This window comes from Bifidobacterium sp. LH_419, from assembly GCF_056356955.1.
On the sequence record NZ_JBKEVG010000009.1, the window covers coordinates 1 to 20584 of the forward strand.

Annotated in this window: 14 protein-coding genes, 1 tRNA gene and 1 rRNA gene; 5 read left to right on the plus strand and 11 right to left on the minus strand. The window is 65.2% G+C overall.

The window, feature by feature from the left end:
• The 4 genes from AC1AYX_RS06775 to AC1AYX_RS06790 form a co-directional block, all read right to left on the minus strand.
• Nucleotides 1–329, minus strand: a 16S ribosomal RNA gene (locus AC1AYX_RS06775); the annotation flags it as partial.
• A 587-nt stretch (nt 330–916) separates the two neighbouring features.
• Nucleotides 917–1318 carry a VOC family protein gene (locus tag AC1AYX_RS06780; protein WP_034527195.1) on the minus strand — a complete coding sequence of 134 codons (402 nt, stop codon included), beginning with the start codon at nt 1316–1318 and terminating at the stop codon, nt 917–919.
• Nucleotides 1319–1445: 127 nt separating this feature from the next.
• Nucleotides 1446–2753 (minus strand): MFS transporter, encoded by a 1308-nt coding sequence (locus tag AC1AYX_RS06785; RefSeq protein WP_034527192.1) that lies wholly within the window; start codon nt 2751–2753, stop codon nt 1446–1448.
• A gap of 429 nt (nt 2754–3182) precedes the next feature.
• Nucleotides 3183–4187 (minus strand): zinc-dependent alcohol dehydrogenase family protein, encoded by a 1005-nt coding sequence (locus AC1AYX_RS06790; protein ID WP_476502803.1) that lies wholly within the window; start codon nt 4185–4187, stop codon nt 3183–3185.
• Nucleotides 4188–4494: 307 nt separating this feature from the next.
• Here AC1AYX_RS06790 and glgX point away from each other — a divergent pair, with 307 nt between their 5' ends.
• The gene (glgX, locus tag AC1AYX_RS06795) at nt 4495–7260 is read left to right on the plus strand and encodes a glycogen debranching protein GlgX (protein WP_476502804.1); all 2766 of its coding nucleotides are present in this window, start codon (nt 4495–4497) and stop codon (nt 7258–7260) included.
• A 137-nt stretch (nt 7261–7397) separates the two neighbouring features.
• On the opposite strand, the gene rpsI is transcribed toward glgX, so the two are convergent.
• From rpsI to AC1AYX_RS06830, 7 genes are all read right to left on the minus strand, one after another.
• Complete coding sequence (rpsI, locus tag AC1AYX_RS06800) at nt 7398–7889, minus strand: 30S ribosomal protein S9 (RefSeq protein ID WP_034527187.1); 492 nt, start codon at nt 7887–7889, stop codon at nt 7398–7400.
• Nucleotides 7890–7909: 20 nt separating this feature from the next.
• Complete coding sequence (gene rplM, locus AC1AYX_RS06805) at nt 7910–8359, minus strand: 50S ribosomal protein L13 (RefSeq protein ID WP_476502805.1); 450 nt, start codon at nt 8357–8359, stop codon at nt 7910–7912.
• Between the two features lie 400 nt (nt 8360–8759).
• Nucleotides 8760–10925 (minus strand): 4-alpha-glucanotransferase, encoded by a 2166-nt coding sequence (gene malQ / locus AC1AYX_RS06810; RefSeq protein ID WP_476502806.1) that lies wholly within the window; start codon nt 10923–10925, stop codon nt 8760–8762.
• Nucleotides 10926–11016: 91 nt separating this feature from the next.
• Entirely contained in the window at nt 11017–11667 is a 651-nt protein-coding gene (locus AC1AYX_RS06815) for an AbrB family transcriptional regulator (protein ID WP_476502807.1), read from the minus strand.
• A gap of 22 nt (nt 11668–11689) precedes the next feature.
• Nucleotides 11690–12331, minus strand: coding sequence for an IMPACT family protein (locus AC1AYX_RS06820; RefSeq protein ID WP_476502872.1), 642 nt, complete (start codon nt 12329–12331; stop codon nt 11690–11692).
• On the minus strand, nt 12331–13392 hold the full coding sequence (locus AC1AYX_RS06825) for an NAD(P)-dependent oxidoreductase (protein ID WP_476502808.1): 1062 nt from the start codon (nt 13390–13392) through the stop codon (nt 12331–12333). Before AC1AYX_RS06825 ends, AC1AYX_RS06820 begins: the two co-directional genes overlap by 1 nt.
• Before the next feature lie 35 nt (nt 13393–13427).
• Nucleotides 13428–14798 carry a CapA family protein gene (locus tag AC1AYX_RS06830; RefSeq protein ID WP_476502809.1) on the minus strand — a complete coding sequence of 457 codons (1371 nt, stop codon included), beginning with the start codon at nt 14796–14798 and terminating at the stop codon, nt 13428–13430.
• A gap of 316 nt (nt 14799–15114) precedes the next feature.
• Here AC1AYX_RS06830 and AC1AYX_RS06835 point away from each other — a divergent pair.
• The 4 genes from AC1AYX_RS06835 (at nt 15115) to AC1AYX_RS06850 (ending at nt 20379) form a co-directional block, all read left to right on the plus strand.
• A tRNA-Ser gene (locus AC1AYX_RS06835) sits at nt 15115–15202 on the plus strand.
• A gap of 210 nt (nt 15203–15412) precedes the next feature.
• The gene (locus tag AC1AYX_RS06840) at nt 15413–16903 is read left to right on the plus strand and encodes a site-specific integrase (RefSeq protein WP_476502810.1); all 1491 of its coding nucleotides are present in this window, start codon (nt 15413–15415) and stop codon (nt 16901–16903) included.
• Nucleotides 16904–17350: 447 nt separating this feature from the next.
• Nucleotides 17351–17560 carry a hypothetical protein gene (locus AC1AYX_RS06845; RefSeq protein WP_476502811.1) on the plus strand — a complete coding sequence of 70 codons (210 nt, stop codon included), beginning with the start codon at nt 17351–17353 and terminating at the stop codon, nt 17558–17560.
• 212 nt (nt 17561–17772) lie between these two features.
• The gene (locus tag AC1AYX_RS06850) at nt 17773–20379 is read left to right on the plus strand and encodes a toprim domain-containing protein (protein WP_476502812.1); all 2607 of its coding nucleotides are present in this window, start codon (nt 17773–17775) and stop codon (nt 20377–20379) included.
• Nucleotides 20380–20584: the final 205 nt, after the last annotated feature.

Consider the following 20584-nt stretch of genomic DNA (forward strand, 5'->3'; position numbering starts at 1 on the left):
GTATCTCAGTCCCAATGTGGCCGGTCGCCCTCTCAGGCCGGCTACCCGTCGAAGCCACGGTAGGCCATCACCCCACCGTCAAGCTGATAGGACGCGACCCCATCCCGTACCGGTAAGACCCTTTCCCAGAAAACCATGCGATCAACTGGAACATCCGGCATTACCACCCGTTTCCAGGAGCTATTCCGGAGTACGGGGCAGGTCGGTCACGCATTACTCACCCGTTCGCCACTCTCACCCACCAGCAAGCTGGCAGGATCCCGTTCGACTTGCATGTGTTAAGCACGCCGCCAGCGTTCATCCTGAGCCAGAATCGAACCCTCCACAAAAAAACTTGCAGAAAGCATCCGAAAAGATGACTCCCGAAAAAGAAAAAAGACGGAACCCCTTATAAGGAAAGAGGTTCGCACAAAAACCCCGACACCATTCAAACCCCCTCGGGCACTCCAGCAAAACCGGAGCCGGCATCGGACTGGCAATCATTGACTATAAAGAAGTAAGTAGTACAACACACTCTTGAGTTCTCAAACCACCACACACACCGAACAACCCCGGAACCAACCAACAAGGAAAGAACCAAGCCGCTCAGCGGCAGCGAGTGACAAACATACACCACCAACCACCACAACGCAAACCAACCCCAACACAACACCCCAAAAACCCCAGAAACAAGCCAAAACACCGGCGTGTCGAAAACAAGACCCAACACACCACCAACACGCAACCAACAACCACCCACCGACACCCACACACCACCACGCGACACCACGCGACAACGGGAGGAGACACCAGCCCACCAACACCACCACAACACCACGCGACACAATCCGTTCCATAGGCACGAATGCGCATGGCCGACGCGGATGAACGCGGCGGCCATGCGCAGACTGTTGGTTGGATGGAGAGGCGGAGCGGGTTACTTGACGATCTCGCAGAATTCGAGGGTCTCGCGGTTCGGGCCGAAGACGTTGAAGTAGCGGATACCCTTGTCCCAGAAGCTCGGAATGGACTGGATCTCATCCTCCTTGATCTCCAGACCGAGTTCCTTCGCGTTCTCCCACGCGGCCTCGATATCCGGAACGTCGAACGCCCAGTGGTTGATCGCACCGGTGGTCAGCGGGGCCGGATCACCCTCCCAGGTCTCGATGGTCAGGTGGCCGTAGCGCAGGAAGGCGCAACGGTTCTCACCGTTGTGGAACAGGCCGGCGAGTTCGAAGCCGAGCGTCTCGGTGTAGAACTTGATGGTCTCATCCAGGTCCTTGGCGATCATGCCGGAGTGCTGGAAGTCGGTGGTGAATTCGGTCATCTTCTTGGCCATGATGATTCTCCTTTGAATGGTGATGGTTGATTCGATTGTCTCGACAGGTTCAGGATAATCCGTCATTCGGGCGGCGCGGCCGACGCCATGCCGCCCGAATGATCAATCATTGGTATTTCGTTGCCGATCAGGCCGCGATCGCAGACTCCGCCGTCTCGGTCTTCGTTTCCTTGATGCGGTGGCCCTTCTCGTCGAAGCCGGGCTGCTTCGGGTGCAGGGTGCAGGTGAGCAGCAGCGCCACCACGTACAGCGCCGCGTACGTCCAGCAGATGCCTTCGATGCCGATCGACGGCAGCAGGACCGTGGCGATGCCGGGACCGACGAACGTGGTGAGTCCCGCGGCCAGGTTGTAGGCGGAGAGGGCGGCACCCTGCTTGCCGGGGGCTTCGAGCGTCATGATGGTCGGCAGGCAGGAGAACGCGCAGGTACCGATGCCGACGATGATGGAGGCGATGATCATCATCAGCGCGTTCGCGCCGAACCACTGCGGGATGTAGTAGAAGGCGACGGAGCCGACGGCGAGCACGCCGCAACCGAACCAGCGCATCGGCCACACCCAGCCGAAGCGGTCCATGAACCAACCCCAGAAGGTGTTGAAGATCAGGGTGACGACGAACACGAAGCCCCAGATGCGCATCCACTCCTCGGTCTTGAAGATGTTGATGCCGCCGTACTTCGTGGTGCACAGGTAGAGCGGCATGATGACCGGGAAGCCGTAGAGCAGCAGGTTGTTGATGATGCGGATGATGGCGCAGATGGCGATCTTGCGGTTGGTGAACAGGATGGTGGCGCCGTCGGTGAGCTCCTTGAGCTTCTCCTTGGTGCTCAGCCCCTCACCCTTGACGACCTTGTTCTTCGGCACGAACAGGAAGCACATGATGGTGCCGACGATCGAGAACGGCAGCGCGAACCAGAAGGTCCGGTACTCACCGAAGTGCGGCATGATGAAGCTCGGCAGATACGCGCCGAACACGCCGATGCCCAGCGAGAAGCAGGTCCAGAAGAAGCCGGTGGCGGAGGCGAGACGGGCGGGGGTGATGTACTGCGCCATCAGCACGACGAACGAGTAGATGAACAGCGGGTAGCCGATGCCGCGCACCGCGTAGACGGCGAGGATGAACGGATAGATGCCGCTGGGCAAAGCGAGTCCCAGGAAGACCAGGTGAACGGCGATCCACCAGCAGGCGCCGAACATCATAACGCGGCGAGCGCCGAACATCTCGGCGAGCACACCGGCCGTCCAACCGCCGAGTGCGGCGAACAGGCCGTAGACGGTGACCAGACCGGACGCCTGCGCCGCGGTGAAGCCCTGATCGACCATGTACTTGGACAGGAAGGTGAGCTCGAAGCCGTCGCCGGTCATGAAGATGGCCACGGCGAGGAAGCCGAGGAGCAGCACGCGGGGGATGCCGAACTTTTCGAAGAAGCGAATCATGAATAATCCCTACATAAACATCGTTGTCGGATAAGGGGCGGTATATGACCAAAGAGTGTAATGGCCGCCGGGAAAAAGGGGAAAACCGGCGGCCAAGTCTATGAAACGGAGCGGAGCCACGACTCCCTCCCACTGACGGAGGAGTCACGCAACGCCGGCGGGTGAATGGGCCGTTATGGCTCCCTCCCGCTGGCGAGAGGTGGCGCGCAGCGCCGGAGGGTGGTTGCGGACGAGTGCGGACAGTCGCGCGGACCACCCCCACCCGGCTCCGCCGGGAGCCCCCGCCAGCGGGGGCGAGGACAGGAATCCACGTCCTTGCCGAGCCCCGCCGACGCGCCCCCCCCACCCGGCTCCGCCGGGAGCCCCCGCCAGCGGGGGCGAAGACGGGTCTCGGCCCCGCCGACCGGAGCGGAGCCACGGCTGCGGGACTCAGTGGGCGAGCTTGACGACGGCCTTGGAGACGCCCTTGATCTTGCCGTCGAGGAAGTCCTGGACCTCTTCGAGCTCGAGCTCGTGGCTGATGAGCGGGTCGACGTTCATCTTGCCGGATTCCAGCAGGCTGATCGCGTCCTTGAAGGTGAGCGGGTTGATGAAGGAGCCCTGGATGGTCAGCTGCTTCTTGTAGATGTCGTAGGTGTTCATCTCGAAGTGAGCCTCCTGCGGGCCGACGCCGAACATGAGCACCTGGGCGCCCTTGTTGGCGGCGGCGACGGCCTGGGCCTGGGTCTGGGGCAGGCCGACGGCCTCGATGATCACGTCGTAGGCGCCTTCCGGGATGGCCTCGCGGGTGGTGTTGTAGATGTTCTTCACGCCGAACAGCTCCTGGTTGCGCTGGAGCTTCTCGTCGAAGATGCCGGCGAGGTCGACCTGGTGCACACCGTAGGCCTGCACGATCTGGGCGAAAAGCTGGCCCATGAAGCCGTCGCCGATGACGAGGGCCTTCTGGTAGGGCTTGAGCTTGAGCAGGTCGACGCCGTGCACGGCGCAGGAGATCGGCTCGATGGCGGCGGCGTCCTTGAGGGAGACGTTGTCCGGCAGCTTGTAGACGACGGTGGCCGGGGCGGTGAACTGCTCGGCGAGGCCGCCATCACGGGTCACGCCGACGGCGGACAGGTGGTCGCACAGCTCCGGACGCTGGGTGAGGCAGAACTCGCACTGGCCGCAGTAGATGTTCGGATCGACGGCGACGCGGTCGCCGGGCTTGACGTTGGTGACCTCGGAGCCGATGGCCTCGACGATGCCGGAGTTCTCGTGGCCGAGGACGATCGGCGGGACGGCGGCGGCGGAGCCCGGACGGCCCGCGTACAGATCGTGGTCGGTGCCGCAGACGCCGGCGTAGGCGGTGTTGATGAGCACCTCGTTCGGCGCGATCTCGGGGGTGGGCAGATCCTGGATCTCGAACTGCTTGACGCCGGTGAGCACGAGTGCCTTCATGATGGTTCCTTTCGATGCGCCTTCGACTGCGAAGACTGTTGCTGTGTTGTTCCTTGTTCTTCCGTCGTCACCGACGGTGTTGAAGTTCGTTCATCTCGCGTTCCCTGCGAGGTGTTGATACACACTATAACTTCTTTTCTTGAGTTTTGCAAATTCATTTTCTAAAACCGAATCACATCGGCGTGTCGCCCGGAATTCCGCCATTCCCGGCAGCCGTACGGCACGAACCAGGTGCACCGCCCACGGAGAAAACCGCAGGAAACCACCGGCAATCCCCGCAAAAACCCGACACGTCTACAATGGGTGTATGAGAAATCCACCGCTGCATCGCTACGCCACCCGCCCGGGCTTCTACTTCACCGAGGACGGCGGCGCGGACGTCGTCGTCCGGTCCGAAACCGCCGATCAGGTGTGGCTGAGCGTGATCGAATCGCTTGACGACCCCACGGCGTTCTATCAGGACGCCATCCGACTGTTCGACGTGCCGAACGTGCCGTTCGTCGACCAGATCCGCGAATTCCCCGTCTGCATGCGCATCCTCGAAGACCTCTACGTGCGCGAGACCCTGTTCCGCATGCAGGGCCCCAACTACGGCCTGTGGTACGTGCACATCCCGAAGGCGTGGAGCGGCATGCGCTACGGATTCCGCGTCGACGGCGCATGGGACCCGCGCCACGGCGTGCGCTTCAACCCGTACAAGCTGCTGCTCGACCCGTACGCGAAGGGCATCGACGGCACGATGGAGCTCTCCCCCGCCGCCTTCTCCTACGAGTGCGAGGTGAAGGACAACCGCGTCACCGGCTCCGCGTTCGGCAATATGAGCACCGTCGACTCGCTCGGCCACATGCCGCTGTCCGTCGCCATCGACGACCGCGACAAGACCAAGCATGACGACGACCCGGACCATCCGCACATCCCGTGGAGCAAGACCGTCATCTACGAGCTGCACGTCAAGGGCTTCACCGCGCAGGCGCCGTGGCTGCCCGAGGAGCTTCGCGGCACCTACGCCGGTCTCGCCCACCCCACCACGCTCGCCTACTTGCAAGGGCTCGGCGTCACCTCGATCGAGCTGCTGCCGATCCAGGCGAAACAGCCGGAGGTGTTCCTCCAGGAACGCAATCGCGTGAACTACTGGGGATACAACACGCTCGGATTCTTCGCCCCCGAACCCTCCTACGCGACGAAGGCCGCGCAGGAGGCCGGAGCGGAGGCGGTGCGCCAGGAGGTCATCGACATGGTGCGCGCCCTGCACGAGGCAGGCTTCGAAGTCATCATGGACGTGGTCTACAACCATTCGTGCGAGGGCGGCGTGGAGGGACCGACCGTCTGCTGGCGCGGCCTCGACGCGATCTCCACGTACCGACGACAGAAGAACAACATCGGCCGTCTGGAGGATACGACCGGCTGCGGCAACACGTTCGACTTCACGAACACGCACGTCGTCACGTTCGCGATCGACTCGCTGCGCTACTGGGCGAAACGCATCGGCATCGACGGATTCCGCTTCGACCTGGGCGTCTCGCTCGCCCGCCTCAACGGCGAGTTCACGCAGCACCACCCGTTCCTGTACGCGCTGCGCGCCGACCTGCTGCTCGGCAACCTCAAGCTCATCATGGAACCATGGGATCTGGGCAATCTCGGCTGGCGCACCGGGCAGTTCTCCGTGCCGTTCGCCGAGTGGAACGACCGGTTCCGCGACACGTCACGCCAGTTCTGGCTCACCGACGTGGAGGGTGGCGGACGCGTCGGCCGCATCGGCATGCAGGAGATGGCAACGCGCCTGTGCGGATCCGCCGACCTGTTCGCCACCGATCCGGGCCGCGGTGCCGCGTCGTCGATCAACTTCGTCACCTGCCATGACGGATTCACGCTCACCGATCTGACCCGCTACGCGAACAAGCACAACGAGGCGAACGGCGAGAACAACAACGACGGCTCGAACGTCAACCACTCCGCGAACTTCGGCACGGAAGGCGAGACCGACGACGTGACGATCGTGGCGCGGCGCGAACGCGCGGCGATGAACATGCTCGGCACGCTGCTGCTCAGCCTCGGCACGCCGATGATGCTCGCCGGCGACGAATTCGGCAATTCGCAGGACGGCAACAACAACGCCTACTGCCAGGACAGCCCGATCAGCTACCTGAAATGGGACTGGCTGTACCAGCCGGAGAAGAGCTGGCACATGCACCGCCTCGAGACCGTGTCGAAGCTGGTGGCCCTGCGCAAGTCGCTCGACCTGTACCATCAGGAGGGCTTCTTCACCAGGCTCACGCAGCTGGGCCTGCTCAAGCCGTCGAGCCGCATCCAATGGTTCCTGCCGAACGGCACCACGCCGATGGAACGCGATTGGTTCGACCTCGGCCAGCGCAGTTTCGCGATGCAGCTGCTCGACGCGAGTGAGACCGACATCCTCATCGTCATCAACGGCGTGCCGGAGGACAAGCAGTTCCGACTCCCCTCGGACAGCGAATGGACGCCCGCATGGTGCTCGGCGGAGAGCACCGGCCATATGCCCGGCCGCGGCCGCGCCGTCGCGGATCTCAAACTGGACGGCCAGCAGACGTTGTGGACGATCAGCGTGCCCGAAAGCAGCGAGATCCACGATCTGGTCGAACGGATGCAGGGCGAGGGCGACGGCGCCACCGCGCGCCAGCTGTCCGACGCGCTCGACGCGGACATGAAGGCGATCGCCCACGCGGAGGCGAAGGCCGCCGCGGAGAAGGAGGAGCAGGCGCGAGCCGAGAAGGCCGCGGCACTGCTGCTGCACCGGCACGCGCCGGAGCCGCAGCAGGCGGCGCACGCCATGACCGGCGCCATCCCGACGCCGCTTGCTACGGGTGGCGCGAACGTCGCGAACGGCAACGGCACGAACGGTACGAACGCCGCGAACGTGAAGGACGCCGACGCGGCCGTCGCCGATTCCGGACCGGAATCCACCGGACCCACCGGACCCACCGCCGCGCCGGCACAACCGGAGGCCGCGACCGGTGCCGAGACGGAGTCCGAGCCGGACACGAACGTGTGGACGTTCCCCGCACTCAGCATCAGCCTGATGAAGCAGCTGAGCTGAGGACCGGGGTCCCAAGCTCCCGGGGTCTTCCGCGAGATCCCGGGACGCTCCGTAAGCCCCCTACGAAAACGACGGAACCCCGCCACCGGATGAACGGTGACGGGGTTCCTTGTCGTGATGGGCAGCGCCCAGGCGAATCAACGCTTGGAGAACTGCGGGGCGCGACGGGCCTTGTGGAGACCAGCCTTCTTGCGCTCGACGACGCGGGCGTCGCGAGTCAGGAAGCCGGCCTTCTTCAGCTCGGCGCGGTTGGCGTCGCGGTCGATCGCGTTCAGCGCACGGGCCACGCCGAGGCGGATGGCGCCGGCCTGGCCGGTGGTGCCGCCACCGTCGACGAGGACGACGACGTCGAACTTGCCCTCGAGCTTGAGGAGCACGATCGGGGAGTTGACCTCACGCTGCAGCAGCTTGGAGGGGAAGTACTCCTCCAGGGTGCGGCCGTTGATGGTCCACTTGCCGGAGCCCGGGATCAGGCGGACACGGGCGACGGCCTCCTTGCGACGACCGGTGCCGTAGCCCGGCTCGATCGCGGAGGTGCCGGTGCCGGCGCCGGCGTTGGTCTCGGTGGTGTAGCTGGTGAGCTCCTCTTCGGTTTCCTGAACCGCGGAGTTGTTGGTGTTTTCAGCCATGTTCTCTATCTCCCTTCGGTTCACTTAGCCTGCTGAGAAACCTGCTGGATCTCGAAGACCTGCGGGTTCTGGCCAGCGTGCGGATGCTCGGAGCCGGCGAAGACACGCAGACGGCCGAGCTGCACCTTGGACAGACGGTTCTTCGGCAACATGCCCTTGACGGCGGAGGTGATGATGCGCTCCGGCTTGTTCTTGAGCAGCTCGGAGTACTTGTCGCGACGCAGACCGCCGGGACGGCCGGAGTGCGAGTACAGTTCCTTGCCCAGCTTGTTACCGGTCAGCGCGATCTTGTCGGCGTTGATGACGATAACGTAGTTGCCGGAGTCGGCGTGCGGCGCGAAGGTCGGCTTGTTCTTGCCACGCAGCAGGTTCGCGACCTGGGAGGCGAGACGACCGAGCACCACATCGGAAGCGTCGACGATGTACCAGTCATGAGTCAGATCAGCTGGCTTCGGAGTGAAAGTCTTCACTGTATCTACCTTTTCACTATTGTGTTCCGGGCTTCGGCTGCTCGGTGTGCGCTTGGTTAGGGCGCGCGATCCGATAAGCTTCAGACCTCTTTATCCGTGGGCTCCCTGAAAGTCCTCGATGGCGAGTGGGAAAGCGCTTTGAAGGACCCCTTAGGGAAACACAACAATCCACTAGTATATCGCCGGCCTTGACATCACCCCGGGCGTGTCGTGGCGGTGAGAATCGGGAGTCGGGCGGGGCCGTTCCGCCCCGACGCTCCCGGCACCCCCCTCAGTCGGCCTGCGGCCGCCAGCTCCCCCTGAAGGGGGCGCAGAATAAAGAAAGTCCGTTCCCCGTGAAGGGAGCGGACTTTCGGCCGTCAGGGACACGGACGGCACATCAACCGTTCGTCCGAACGCGTCAGCCGTTCATGATGGCGGCGAGGCGCTGCACGGACTCGCGCTCGAACAGGCCTTCGACCGGAACCACGTCGCCCTTGTCGTCGGCGAGCGGGATGCGCCAGTTCGGGTACTCGTTGTTGGTGCCCGGCTGGTTCTGCGCGCGCTTCTCCCCCACCGCGTCGGTGATGGAGGCGGCGAGCAGCTTGCACGGCGAGCCCTTGAGCGCGCGATACTGCGCTTCGATGATGTCCTGCTCGTGATCCTCGCGATGGTCGGCGAAGTCGGCGTCGAGGTAGTTCTCGCGCACGAGCATCTCCAGCATGGCGTTCTGCTCGTTCATGGCGTCCTGCTCGACCTTCTCCTTCGGCTCGGTGAGCAGGCCGAGGCGCTCGCGCAGCTCGACATGCTCCAGCTCGAGGTATCCGGCCGCCGGCGGCAGGTCGTGCGTGTTGACCGAGGCGAGCGCGTACGGACGCCAGTCGGAGGGCGCGCGGAACTTGCCGTCGCGCTGCTCGAACCATTCGACGGCACAGCCGAGCAGTCCGTGCTTGGACAGCGAATCGGCCACGTAGGCGGGCACGACGCCCAGATCCTCGCCGACGACCACGCCGTCGGCGCGGGAGGCCTCGAGCGCGAGGATGCCGAGCATCGTCTCGGAATCGTAGTGCACGTAGGCACCGTCCACCGGCTTGCGCCCGGCGGGCACCCACCACAGGCGGAACAGGCCGAGGATGTGGTCGATGCGCACCGCGCCCGCGTGCGCGAACATGTTGTGCACGAGGTTGCGGTAGGGGGCGTAGCCGGTGTTCTCCAGGGCGATCGGGCTCAGCGGCGGCTGGCTCCAATCCTGGCCCTGCTGGTTGAACATGTCCGGCGGGGCGCCGACGGTCGCGCCCTTCGCGAAGTTCTCCGGATGCCACCAGACCTCGGAGCCGAGCGCGTGCACGCCGACGGCCATATCGGCCATGAGGCCGATGCGCATGCCCGCCTCACGGGCCTCGCGCTGCGCGCGGTCGAGCTGTTCGGTGGCGATCCATTCGAGCCAGCGGTAGAAGTTGAGCGTGTCGGGGAACTGCTGCTTGAGCCCCTGGACCTCGGGCGAATCCTTGGTGAACTTCTGCTCCCAGTTGTCGAGCTCGCGGGTCGGCGCGCCCCACTTGTCGTAGCACAGGCACCAGGTGGCGTAGCCTTCGAGGTCGTCGCCGGCGGCCTTGCAGTAGTCGGCGAACGCCTGCTGGCGCTCCGGGGAACGGCCGAGCTTGAAGATGATCCACAGGGCGTGCATCTTCGCGCGCCACATCGAATCGCGGTCGATGAGCTGGGCGTCGCCGTTGAGCGGCTCGACGGAGGAGTGCAGCTCCTCGACCTGCGCGAGGCTCTCTTTGCCGAGCAGCTGGTACTCCTCGATGGCCTCGGGGCGGATGTACGTGAAGTTGACGAGACCGCGCGCGATCGGCAGGTACGGCGACGGCGTCAGCGGGGAGACGGGTTCGGCGGCGTGCACCGGGTTGATGAGCGCGAAGTCGCTACCCGTGCGGCGCTTCGCCTCCTTGAGCAGGTCGGCGAGGTCCTGGAAGTCGCCCACGCCCCACGAGTTCGCGGAGCGGATGGAGTACAGCTGCGCCATCCAGCCCCACAGGCGGCCGTTCTTCATCTCGTCGAGCAGTTCGACGCGCGACGGCGCGCTGATCAGCGTGGCGTCCTGCGTGGTTTCGCCCACCGTGACGTGCAGCGTGTGGTAGCCGGCCGGCAGGTCGGCGGGGATGGTGATCGACGACGTGGTGATGAACCGGTCGTTGAGCACGTAGGCCCTCGAGCCGTCGCCGGGACCGTAGTCGAGCGTCCTGCCGTAATCCTCGCCGCTTTCGAGCGTGATGGTCGCCTTCGGCAGGTCGAACACGCCGCCGTTGACGAGCACGCGCGTGTCCTCGCCGACCGTGTGCAGCACGGTGGGCGGTACGAGGCGGCTGCGACGCGCGTCGCGGATGTGCTTGATGGAACCGCGGATCGCATCCTCTCCGGAGGCGTCGATGCCCAAGGCGGCGAGCAGATCCACCAGGACATCGTCCTCGATCTCGTGGTAGTCGTCGCTCATCCCCACATAGCTGGTGCCGATGCCCACCAATTTGGCCAGCTGAATCAGCGGACGGGCGAGCCGCTCAGCGCTTTCCGTTCTCTCAGTCATGGCTCCCAGTGTAACGCCGAGGTGGAGAAAACGCCGACACGTGGGGTTTACATGGGCGATGCCGTACACTACTCGCGCGCGTGAGCCGCCTTCAGGCCGGGCCCGTCGCCCCGGAAGACCCGCCGGCCCGCCAGCCGGCCTGTGCGGCCTTGCGCTTCGCCACGGCGTGCCGCACCTCGGCGGAGGGGTCGTCGGCCAGTTTCGCCACGGTCTCGGGCGTGGCGTTCGGGTTGAGCGCCACCGCGCGGCGCACCATCGAGGAGAGCACGGCGGGCGCGCCGGGTTCGAGCTCGGTGCCGAGCGTGGCGAGGAAGGCGAGCGTGGCCGCGTCCACCTCAGGGTTCTGCGCGCCTTCGAGCCGCATCTTCCACGAGGTCTTCGTGTTGCGCAGCGCCGCGTCGCGCACTTCGGGCACCGGGTCCTTGGTGAGGCGCCCGACCAGCCAGTTCTTGTCGCTTTCGTTGCCGGCGACCGCCTTGCGTACTTCGGGTTCCGGATCCGCGGCGAGTTTGACGAGCACGTTCGGGAACGGCATCGTCTCGGCGAGGAAGACGCGGTCGGCGACCGGCGTATGCGGGTTGCCGCCGACGGCCTCGAGCAGTGCGGTGGCGCGCGAGAACGCGGCCTGGTCGGCGCGGTCGGGCAGCTCGCGTCGCGCGAATTCGGACAGTTCGGCGGAATCCTCGCTATGGCGCAGATGCTCGTAGGTGACGGTCAACGGCTCGAAATCGGTGTCGCTCATGCGCCCCAGCCTACCGCGCGTGTCAGTCCTGCGCGACCGCGCGGTTCACCACGTCGAGCGGCTCCGGCACGACGGTCGCATTGAACGTCTCGCGCACGAGATCCTCGAATCGCGGAGCTTCGTCGACCGGCAGCGACGCGACGAGCGTCACGTCGGCCGCGTACGTCTCGTCGGACTGCGTGCCGTGCACCGTGGCGAGGATCTGCTGGAACCGTTTGAGCTGCGGGTACTGCAACGCGACGAGGTAGCGCCGGCACGGCACGATCGCCGCCTGCCGCGCCGCCTTCACGGCGATCGACGCACCGGTCGAATACGCGCGGATGAGCCCGCCGGAGCCGAGCAGGATGCCGCCGAAATACCGCGTCACGGCGACCACGCAGTCGGTGAGGTCGTTCGCGCGGATCACGTCGAGGATCGGCTTGCCGGCGGTGCCGGACGGCTCGCCGTCGTCGCTCATGCGCTCCGCCACGCGGCCGTCGGCGCCGCCGCAGACGGCCGCGTAGGCGACATGACGTGATTTCGGATGCCGCTCGCGGATCCGCTCGACGAAGGCGAGCGCCTCGTCGAGCGTCGCGACGTGCGCGGCGTCGCCGATGAACTCGGATTTCTTCTCGACGAACGCGTCGTGCGCGGGCTGGTCCGTCGGGTCGAGGATCGTCCGCATCACGCCTCGCGATCGTGTTCGGAGACGACGACGTTCACGTCGCCGCCCGTGAGGTAGGCGAGCGTGGCGTCCGCCATCTGCCTGGTGAGATCGGCGAACGCGCCGTCGGTGCGCCACGCGACGTGCGGCGTGAGGATCACGTTGTCCATCGCGTGCAACGGGTCGTCGGTGGGAAGCGGCTCCTTGTCGAACACGTCGAGTGCCGCGTGGACGTCGCCGCGCGCGAGACGTTCCGCGAGCGCGCCCGGCGCGATGACCTCGGCGCGCGCCGTGTTGACGAACAACGCGCCGGGCTTGAGGCGTGCGAGATGGTCGGCGGTGACGATGCCGCGCGTCGCTCCGTCGATGAGCGGCAGGTGGACGGTGACGACGTCCGAGGCAGCGATGAGCGCGCCGAGGTCGTCGACCGGCGTGACGCCGTACCGCGTGAACCGGTCGACCGGCGTATGCCCGGTCCACCATGCGGACACGTCCATACCGAGCGCCCGCGCGATCCGCGCGACGGCGCCGCCGATGCCGCCGAGGCCGATGATGCCGAGACGGCGGCCGGCGAGCTGCATGCCGTCCGCGAACGGACCGGACCAGCCGCCCGCCTTGACGCCCGCGTCGAGCGCGCCGACATGCCGCGTGAGCTCGAACAGAAGGGCGAACGTGTGTTCGGCGACGGCGGCGTCGCCGTAGTGGACGGCGTTGCAGATGCGCATGCCGAGCTCGCGCGCGAGCGCCAGATCGATGTAGCTGGCGACGCCGGTGCCGGAGAACACGATGCACTTGAGGCCGTCCGCGTGCAGGCGGCGCAGCAGCGCGTCGGAGATGTGCGGGCCGCCGTTGAGCATGACGGTCGCGCCGGCCACGCGACTGGCGATGAGGTCCTCGTCCTCGGTGAAGTCGCCGTACATGTGCACGCGGGCGACGTCATGCAGACGTTCCAGCTGCGCGGTGAGCGGCGCAATCATCGAGCCAAGCACGGCGGGCATGACGACGAGCGGCAGGTCGGTGCGCTCCGGCTGGGTGTCGAGGATGATCGGGGATGTGGCGGATGGCGTGTGCGGCATGGTCATGGAGCCTACCTTAGCGCGGTCGGCGCGGGTGCGCGTCACCGGGTCGCCTGTCGTTCGCCCGTGATGTTCCACTCGTGCACGACGTCCGGATCGGCGCCCATCGCGTAGATGACGTTCGAGATGCGCTGGCGCTGCCTCGCGTCCTCCGTCTCGTTCCAACAGGTGCCGTCCGGATGGTCGGAGGAGATCGGGCACCACACGTATTGGCCCTGCCGCATGTTCGCGGTGGGAAGCCAGTCGATGCGGCTCACGCGCCACGACCCCTTGACGCCCTTTTTGCCGGCGAACTGGATGCGCGCGGTGACGCCCTGGTTGTTCACCTCGTTGCCGGGGATGTACGAGGTGACGGTGACCGCGTTGCCGAGACCGTAGACGATCCACGTGCCGTTGTAATGCTCGATCGGCTGCGCGCAATGGCATCCGGCGCCATAGATCACGTCGAACGCGCCCGTGTCGGCGAGCTCGTGCGCCTCGGACACCTGCCAGGAATCCGCGTAGTCGAGGTACTCCTGCACCGAGTGCATGGCGATGGCGACCACGTCGGCGCCCTGTTCGCGCGCCTTGTCCGCCTTGTCGACCGCGCGTTGGATGTCGGAATCATGGTGCGGGTCGCCGCTTTCGCGCAGACGGTCCACCCGCCAATCCTGGTCGGCAGTCTGGCCGTTGAGCGAGACGGTGCCGGTGACGAGGCCCAGCTTGCCACCGCCGGTCGGCGAGTCGATGACGAGCGGCTTGACGGAATCCGCCTCGGTCTTGTACGAGCCGGTCTGGGCGATGCCCAGCGAGTCGAGCGTGTCCCACAGGCGCGCGATGCCGTCGGAGCCCTGGTCCCACGAATGGTTCGTGGCGTGCGTGCACGCATCGTAGCCGACGTGCTTGGCGGCGTCCGCCACCTCGGGCGGGATGTTGAAGACCGGGTACGCGGAGTAGGGGCCGCCGCGCGGGGCGATCGGCGTCTCGAACTCGCATACGGCGATGTCGGAGGCCTGGATGTACTTCCTCATCGGCTCGAACAGCGGGTCGAAGTCGAACGCGGTGCCGTCGGTGGCCGTGGTGTCCGGCCCCGCGAAATGCTCCCACAGACCCTCATGGAACAGCAGGTCGCCGTTGACGAGCATCGCGATGCAGTCCGTGTCCGGGCAGTCCGGGGAGTTGCCGTGATGCTCGGCGGCGGGCTTGGGCACGGCCTGCCTGATCCGGGATTCCGTGGATGCCGCCGCTGTTTCCTGCGTTTCCGGTGATGCTCCGACCATGCTCTGGCCGATCCGGCCGGTGGATACCGCCCACGCGCCTCCACTGAACGTGAGCACGATCGCCGCGACCAGCGCGACGACCACGATGGTCCTGACGTGTGACGGTCCGCTGGACGGCGGCGTATGACGACCGACGCCGTTGATGTGTCTCATGGCTGCTCTGCCTTTCTTCTCCCGCTCTTTCCGTCGAGGATACCGCCGCCCATGCCGCCACGGGGATTGCCGTGGGAACCGGGTGTCGCGCGACGTTTGGGGATAGAATGGCCCGCAGGAGACGGACGGACAATGGCGTACCTCCGGCTCCGCCTATATGCATGCGACGCGGTATGCGACACATGACGCACGATGGCGGTGCCGGAGGTTCCCTGTCAGTATGTGGGTATGCGAAAATCATGGATTTTGTGAATACGGCGGGTCGCATCCGAGGGGTGGTGTATAGTTTCATGCTGTTGTGTTCATGACACAATGTGGAGTGATGCCTGAGTGGCCGAAAGGGGCACCCTGCTAAGGTGTTAGCTGCTTTGAGCGGCTCGGGGGTTCGAATCCCCCTCACTCCGCCCGCTAGGGATTCACGGTTTCTCGTGAATCCCTTTTTTCATGCCGAAAACGGCGGCGTTCCAACGGTTCCGGGCCATTCCGGCACTCGCCGGCCGTTCGCGCGATGGCGCGTATTGGCGCGTGGATATGGGGACGGTGTGGGGTACATAGTGGGGTAACGAAATCGGCCGGGGACGCTCGTACCCCACTAAGCCACATGGAGGTGCTGCATGGCGAGACAGGCGAAGCGCAAGCGGCGCGCGTTCGGCCACGTGAAGCCCACGCGCAAGCATGGCCGGGACTACCTAGAGTTCTCATACGCGACCCCTATTGACGCGTTCGCCCAATGGCCGGGACTCCCCCAGCGCTGCTACAAGATGGTGCCGAAAGAGTTCGAGTGGGAGGGCGAAGCGTGGTTGACGGCGGCACAGACCGCAATCAAGGCCGGCACTTGGACACCGCCGCAATCGGAGAGGGAACAGGCCCGGCGTGAATCCGTCACGTTCCGCGAGTATGCCGGCCCGTGGGTGGAACACCGCAAGAAGCCGGACGGCACCGACCTGAAAGAGACCGCGAAACAGAAGTACCGTGAATCGCTGGAACTGTATTTGCTGCCGTTCTTCGGCGATATGCCCATGACCTCGATAACCCCGGCAGTCGTGCAACGGTGGTTCGACGCGTTCCGGCCGGTGCAGCTCGACGCCGACCTTGAGGACAGGCGCGCCCACGTGTACCGTCACCTCGCCACGATGATGAAGAGCGCCGCCGAAACACCAATAGACGACGAAGGACACACGCTCATACCGTCCAGCCCGTGCCGGCTGAAGGTCGGCAAGCCGGCCGTAAAGCACGTGCCGGTGCGCCCCACGCGCGAACAGCTCGACGCGTTGATTGCCGTCATGCCCGAATGGGTGCGGCTTGTGGTGCTGCTATGCAACGGCGCGGGCCTACGTGAAAGTGAGGCGCTGGGATTGCGCCGCCGTCACATCGACCTTGACGGGTTGACGATTCACGTGGTCGAACAGGTGCAGCGCGTGAAGAATCCCAAGACCGGCAAGGGCGATACGGCGATACTCACACCGAAAACCCGTTCCTCCATCCGTACCGTCCCCATGACCCGCGCGCTCGCCGACCGGTTGGCCGCATGGATGGAACAGCGTGGAATCACCGACTCTGACGCGCACCTGTTCACGTCCGACCGCACCGGCGACGTGCATTATGGGCAGCACTACCGCAACGCGTTCGCCAAAGCACGCGAACAGGTGCCCGGCCTTGAGACCATGCGCCCGCACGACCTCCGCAAGGACTGTCTCTCTCGCATGATGGAACTGGGAGCCACGGTGAGCGAGGTCATGCGACAGGGCGGGCATACCACAATGGCCGTCGCGAGCCGCTACCAAGTCACCGGCGAACAACACCTAGGCGAGGTCATGGCCCGCATGAACGCATACGACAACGGAAACGACGCGCCGGCGAGCGCGACGGACACCACGACCGTACCGACGCCGCCCGTGCCGGCCACTGCTTCGGATGCCGACACGGGCGACGATACGGGAGAACTGCGAGCGCTCGCCGACGTGCTCGCCGGCATGGAGACCGTGGAGCGCGTGGCCGTGCTGCGGCCGTTGCCGGTGGAGCGTCGGGCGCGTGTGCTGGAGCTGCTGCCGTCCCCGGTGCGAGTGGAGACCATGACGGGACTATTGGGGGAGGTGATGGCATGATTGCGACACGCCGGATAGGGTGGAGTCATGTCCGTCAGTCGGTGGGGTATTTCTCACATTTTTCGGGACTACCTACCACATGTGGCAAACGCCGTCAGAAACCGTCAGAAAGATGTAGAAAGATTACATTTTATACCGTTTTTAATAAACCGAACATAGAAAATGTTCGTTTTGGCTGGATATGGCGCTGCGGCGCTATAACACCAAATGCGTCACGCGCGGCGGTGCGCTATCCTACGTAGTGCGCTCGCCTACCGCACGTGTTCCCACGCGGCAGTAAGCGTGTCGAAAAAACGAGCGCCCCGAAGCTGGTACCTTCGGAGCGCTCAACAACCCCCCGCGCGTCGGACGCAAATCCGACGCGCACCCTGTACATCTCACAAAGCAATTGCTTAAGCAATTGCTTGAAGCAAACACGAAGCAAATGCTTCGTCAAGGAGGTCAATAATGGATACTAATACCCCCGTCTATACGAATCCGACTCACGCCGCGTCGCGCCGCCGTCTGGAGCCGTTGAAGGCCGCTACGGAATCGTTGGGATTCAAGGATGAACGCGTGACCATGCGTCTCGTGCGTGAAGGCAAGCTCAAGGCCATCAAGGTCGGTACGCGCGTGATGATTACCACCGCATCTCTTGACAAGTTCGTGGGGTGCTGACGCCGCCATGACCATTGAGAACACAGCCCCCGCCAACCGCGAGGGGCTAACCCAGCGCACCTTTTTTCACTCCCTGTGCCGCCCGTCGATACGGTTCATGCCGCTATGCGCCGGTCTCGACGCGCGCCCGATACCCGCCTATTCCGAAAGCCCTACAGGCGCTCGCCGCAAGGTTTCGCGGCCATGCACCGCGCCATATGTGAGGGGATGATATGAGCACGTCGATAGACAGGATTCTTGACGCGGCGCGCGCCCACGGCTTGCGCATAGAGACCCGCCGAGACGATGACTACATGATGCAATGCCCCGCGCACGACGACGACGCGCCTTCACTGCACGTCGTCTACAGGCGCGAACGCGGGTGCGTGCTGCTCAAATGCTTCGCGGACTGTACACCTCTCGACGTCCTGAAGGCGTTGGGACTGGACTGGGGCGACCTGTTCGACAAGCCCCGCCCCACACGCGACGCGGCCCGCACCGCCTACCGACGCACGTATTCCACCCTCACGCCCGAAGAGTTGCGGGCGCTCGCCGACAGGACACGGCAGCGCGAAGCGGACGCGGCGAAGTGGGAGCCGTTCGACATACCCGCCCCGTATGTGCCGGAATCGGCGCGTGGAACGCTTTCCACGCCGTTCCGGGACTTGTGCACCCGACTGGAGGTCACGCCCGCCTATGGGCCGACTGCTGCCGCGTGTCCCGTGTGTGGCGAGGCGGACGCGTTGCGTGTCCTGTATGCGCCGTTCACGACGGCCACCTTGTTGCGTTGCAAGGCGTGCGGCGGTAGTGAGGATTACGCCGGCACGCTCGCGAGCGCCCTACAGGCGGATACGGCGTGCGTGGGCTCGAACGGGCGCGAGGTCATGGTTTACGACAATCCCGGTGGAGCCGTGTACGAGTACGGGGACGGGTTGAAGGTGTCACGCTCGCCGGCGAAGCGGATACGGCAGCACGGCAATACCGGTGGCCGGCACTCGTTGTGGTTGGCCGACCGTGTGGCACCTTATGCGAAGGCCGGTAATCCGGTGTTCCTTGTGGAGGGCGAGAAGGACGCGGCCGTGTTGTGGGCTTGCGGGTATGCGGCGACCACCGCGCCGGGCGGCGGCGGCAATCTCTCAAGCGTACTCGACGTGGAGAACGTCGCGGCCACGCTAGGTGACGGGCGCGTAATCGCCGTGGCCGATAGGGACGTGACGGGCTGCAAGTGGCGTTCTCAGGTGGTGGAGCTGCTGACGCCGGTGGCCGGCTCGCTTACGGTGGTGCGGGCCACTGGTGCCGCGCACGACGCTTCGGACGCGGTGATGTTGCGCGAACGGTTCGAGCAACTGCCACAACCCATGCCCGCCCCCGCATCGGAGCCGGACGCATCGGCGAGCGCCGCCGTCGTGTCTGTGGATGACGCGGGTACGGGCGACGCGGACGATGATACGGGCGCGGTGGATGTGGAGCGGTTCGAGCGGTTTTGGCTTGAGGCCCCGTATCTGACCGTGATTCGTGACGCGGCCCGGCAGTCGCTCACCAGCCCGTGGGGCGTATTCATGTCCCTATTGGCGCGTGTGGCTACGGTGCTGCCGCCTCACGTGATAATCCCGCCGTTCGTTGGCGCGGGCGGCGCGTCGTTGAACACGTTCGTGGCGCTCGTGGGCGCGAGTGGCATGGGCAAGGGTGCGGCCGAGAGCGTCGCCGCCGCCCTGCTGCCGGACATCCGCGACGCCGTGACCTCCCAGCCCGGCAGCGGGGAGAGCCTAGCCACGATGTTCTGCGAGCGCGTGGCGGACGAGAGCGGCGACAAGGACGGGGACGGGCCACGTACCGTGCTGCAATGCGTGAACCGTCGCGCCCTGTTGTCCGTGCCCGAGGTGAGTACGTTGGGCGCGGTCATGGCCCGTCAGGGTTCGACGTTGGCGGGCGAGTTGACGAAGGCATGGAGCGGGGAGCCATTGGGAAGCCGCACCAAGCACGCGGCCGACACGTATCGCGTGCCCCGATACGGGTACCGGCTGAACCTCATAACGGGCGTGCAGCCGGGTAACGCGGGCCTGTTATTCTCCCAATCGGATACAGGACTACCGCAACGGTTCCTATGGGCCGACATGCGCGACAATCCCACCCACGTCATCCAGTACGACGAGTGGGGACATACGGGCATGGCCCCGCTACTCGACGCCACACGGTTCCCCGACGACACCGACGCGATACAGACCCTGTACCGTCAAGGCGACCGCTACGCGATGATGGGCCACGGCAGCGCCTACCCGCTGACCGAGGTCACGTACCCGGAAGAGGCGCGGCGCGCCACGTTCGAGCAGCGGCGCGCCATCGTGGCGGGAGAGGCGGGCGACCGTCTCGACATGCACGGCAACCTAGTACGCCTCAAGGTAGCCGCCCTGTTGCCGTGGCTCGACCCCGACCGTATTGACCCGCTGACCGTGACCGTCGAGGACTGGAGACTATCGGGCGAAGTGCTCGCCTACTCGCAGATGGTGCGCCGGCAGTGCATGGCGCTGGAGCGCGACCGTAGCCGCGAGCGCGCCGCCGACCTCGCGAAGCTCAAACAATCCGCCGCCCGTGAGGCACGCGACGAACAGGACGAACTACGCGAGGGTGCGACCGTGAAGATTCTCCAGTTCCTCGAAAAACGACGCGGCCAATCATTCACCGGCAAGCAGATACGCAACGGGTTACGTCCGAAGTGGAGACCATTCGTTAACACCGCGCTCGCCGACATGGCGAAACAGGACGACGCGAAGGTGTCTTGCGTGAAGGCGGGGGCCACTATTTCGGGTTCCCTATGGCGCTTGCGGGAGAGTACCGAGTGAAGGTAGACGCGTCTACCCGTCTACCTCAATGATTGCAACGGTTTCCGCCCGTCTACCCCAGCGTCTACCCGTCTACCAAACGCGACCAGCGACCAACCCGGTAGACGGGTAGACGCTACCGGTAGACGCCCGTCAGCCCTACTGCCACAACGGGTAGACGGGTAGACGCGTCTACCCGGATATGGAAGAGAGTAGACGCCACACG

What these genes read in the sequence shown, in the direction of transcription:
- AC1AYX_RS06780 (WP_034527195.1), bottom strand. Translation starts at nt 1,318, where the DNA reads ATGGCCAAGAAGATGACCGAATTCACCACCGACTTCCAGCACTCCGGC.
- AC1AYX_RS06785 (WP_034527192.1), bottom strand. Translation starts at nt 2,753, where the DNA reads ATGATTCGCTTCTTCGAAAAGTTCGGCATCCCCCGCGTGCTGCTCCTC.
- AC1AYX_RS06790 (WP_476502803.1), bottom strand. Translation starts at nt 4,187, where the DNA reads ATGAAGGCACTCGTGCTCACCGGCGTCAAGCAGTTCGAGATCCAGGAT.
- glgX (WP_476502804.1), top strand. Translation starts at nt 4,495, where the DNA reads ATGAGAAATCCACCGCTGCATCGCTACGCCACCCGCCCGGGCTTCTAC.
- rpsI (WP_034527187.1), bottom strand. Translation starts at nt 7,889, where the DNA reads ATGGCTGAAAACACCAACAACTCCGCGGTTCAGGAAACCGAAGAGGAG.
- malQ (WP_476502806.1), bottom strand. Translation starts at nt 10,925, where the DNA reads ATGACTGAGAGAACGGAAAGCGCTGAGCGGCTCGCCCGTCCGCTGATT.
- AC1AYX_RS06815 (WP_476502807.1), bottom strand. Translation starts at nt 11,667, where the DNA reads ATGAGCGACACCGATTTCGAGCCGTTGACCGTCACCTACGAGCATCTG.
- AC1AYX_RS06820 (WP_476502872.1), bottom strand. Translation starts at nt 12,331, where the DNA reads ATGCGGACGATCCTCGACCCGACGGACCAGCCCGCGCACGACGCGTTC.
- AC1AYX_RS06825 (WP_476502808.1), bottom strand. Translation starts at nt 13,392, where the DNA reads ATGACCATGCCGCACACGCCATCCGCCACATCCCCGATCATCCTCGAC.
- AC1AYX_RS06830 (WP_476502809.1), bottom strand. Translation starts at nt 14,798, where the DNA reads ATGAGACACATCAACGGCGTCGGTCGTCATACGCCGCCGTCCAGCGGA.
- AC1AYX_RS06840 (WP_476502810.1), top strand. Translation starts at nt 15,413, where the DNA reads ATGGCGAGACAGGCGAAGCGCAAGCGGCGCGCGTTCGGCCACGTGAAG.
- AC1AYX_RS06845 (WP_476502811.1), top strand. Translation starts at nt 17,351, where the DNA reads ATGGATACTAATACCCCCGTCTATACGAATCCGACTCACGCCGCGTCG.
- AC1AYX_RS06850 (WP_476502812.1), top strand. Translation starts at nt 17,773, where the DNA reads ATGAGCACGTCGATAGACAGGATTCTTGACGCGGCGCGCGCCCACGGC.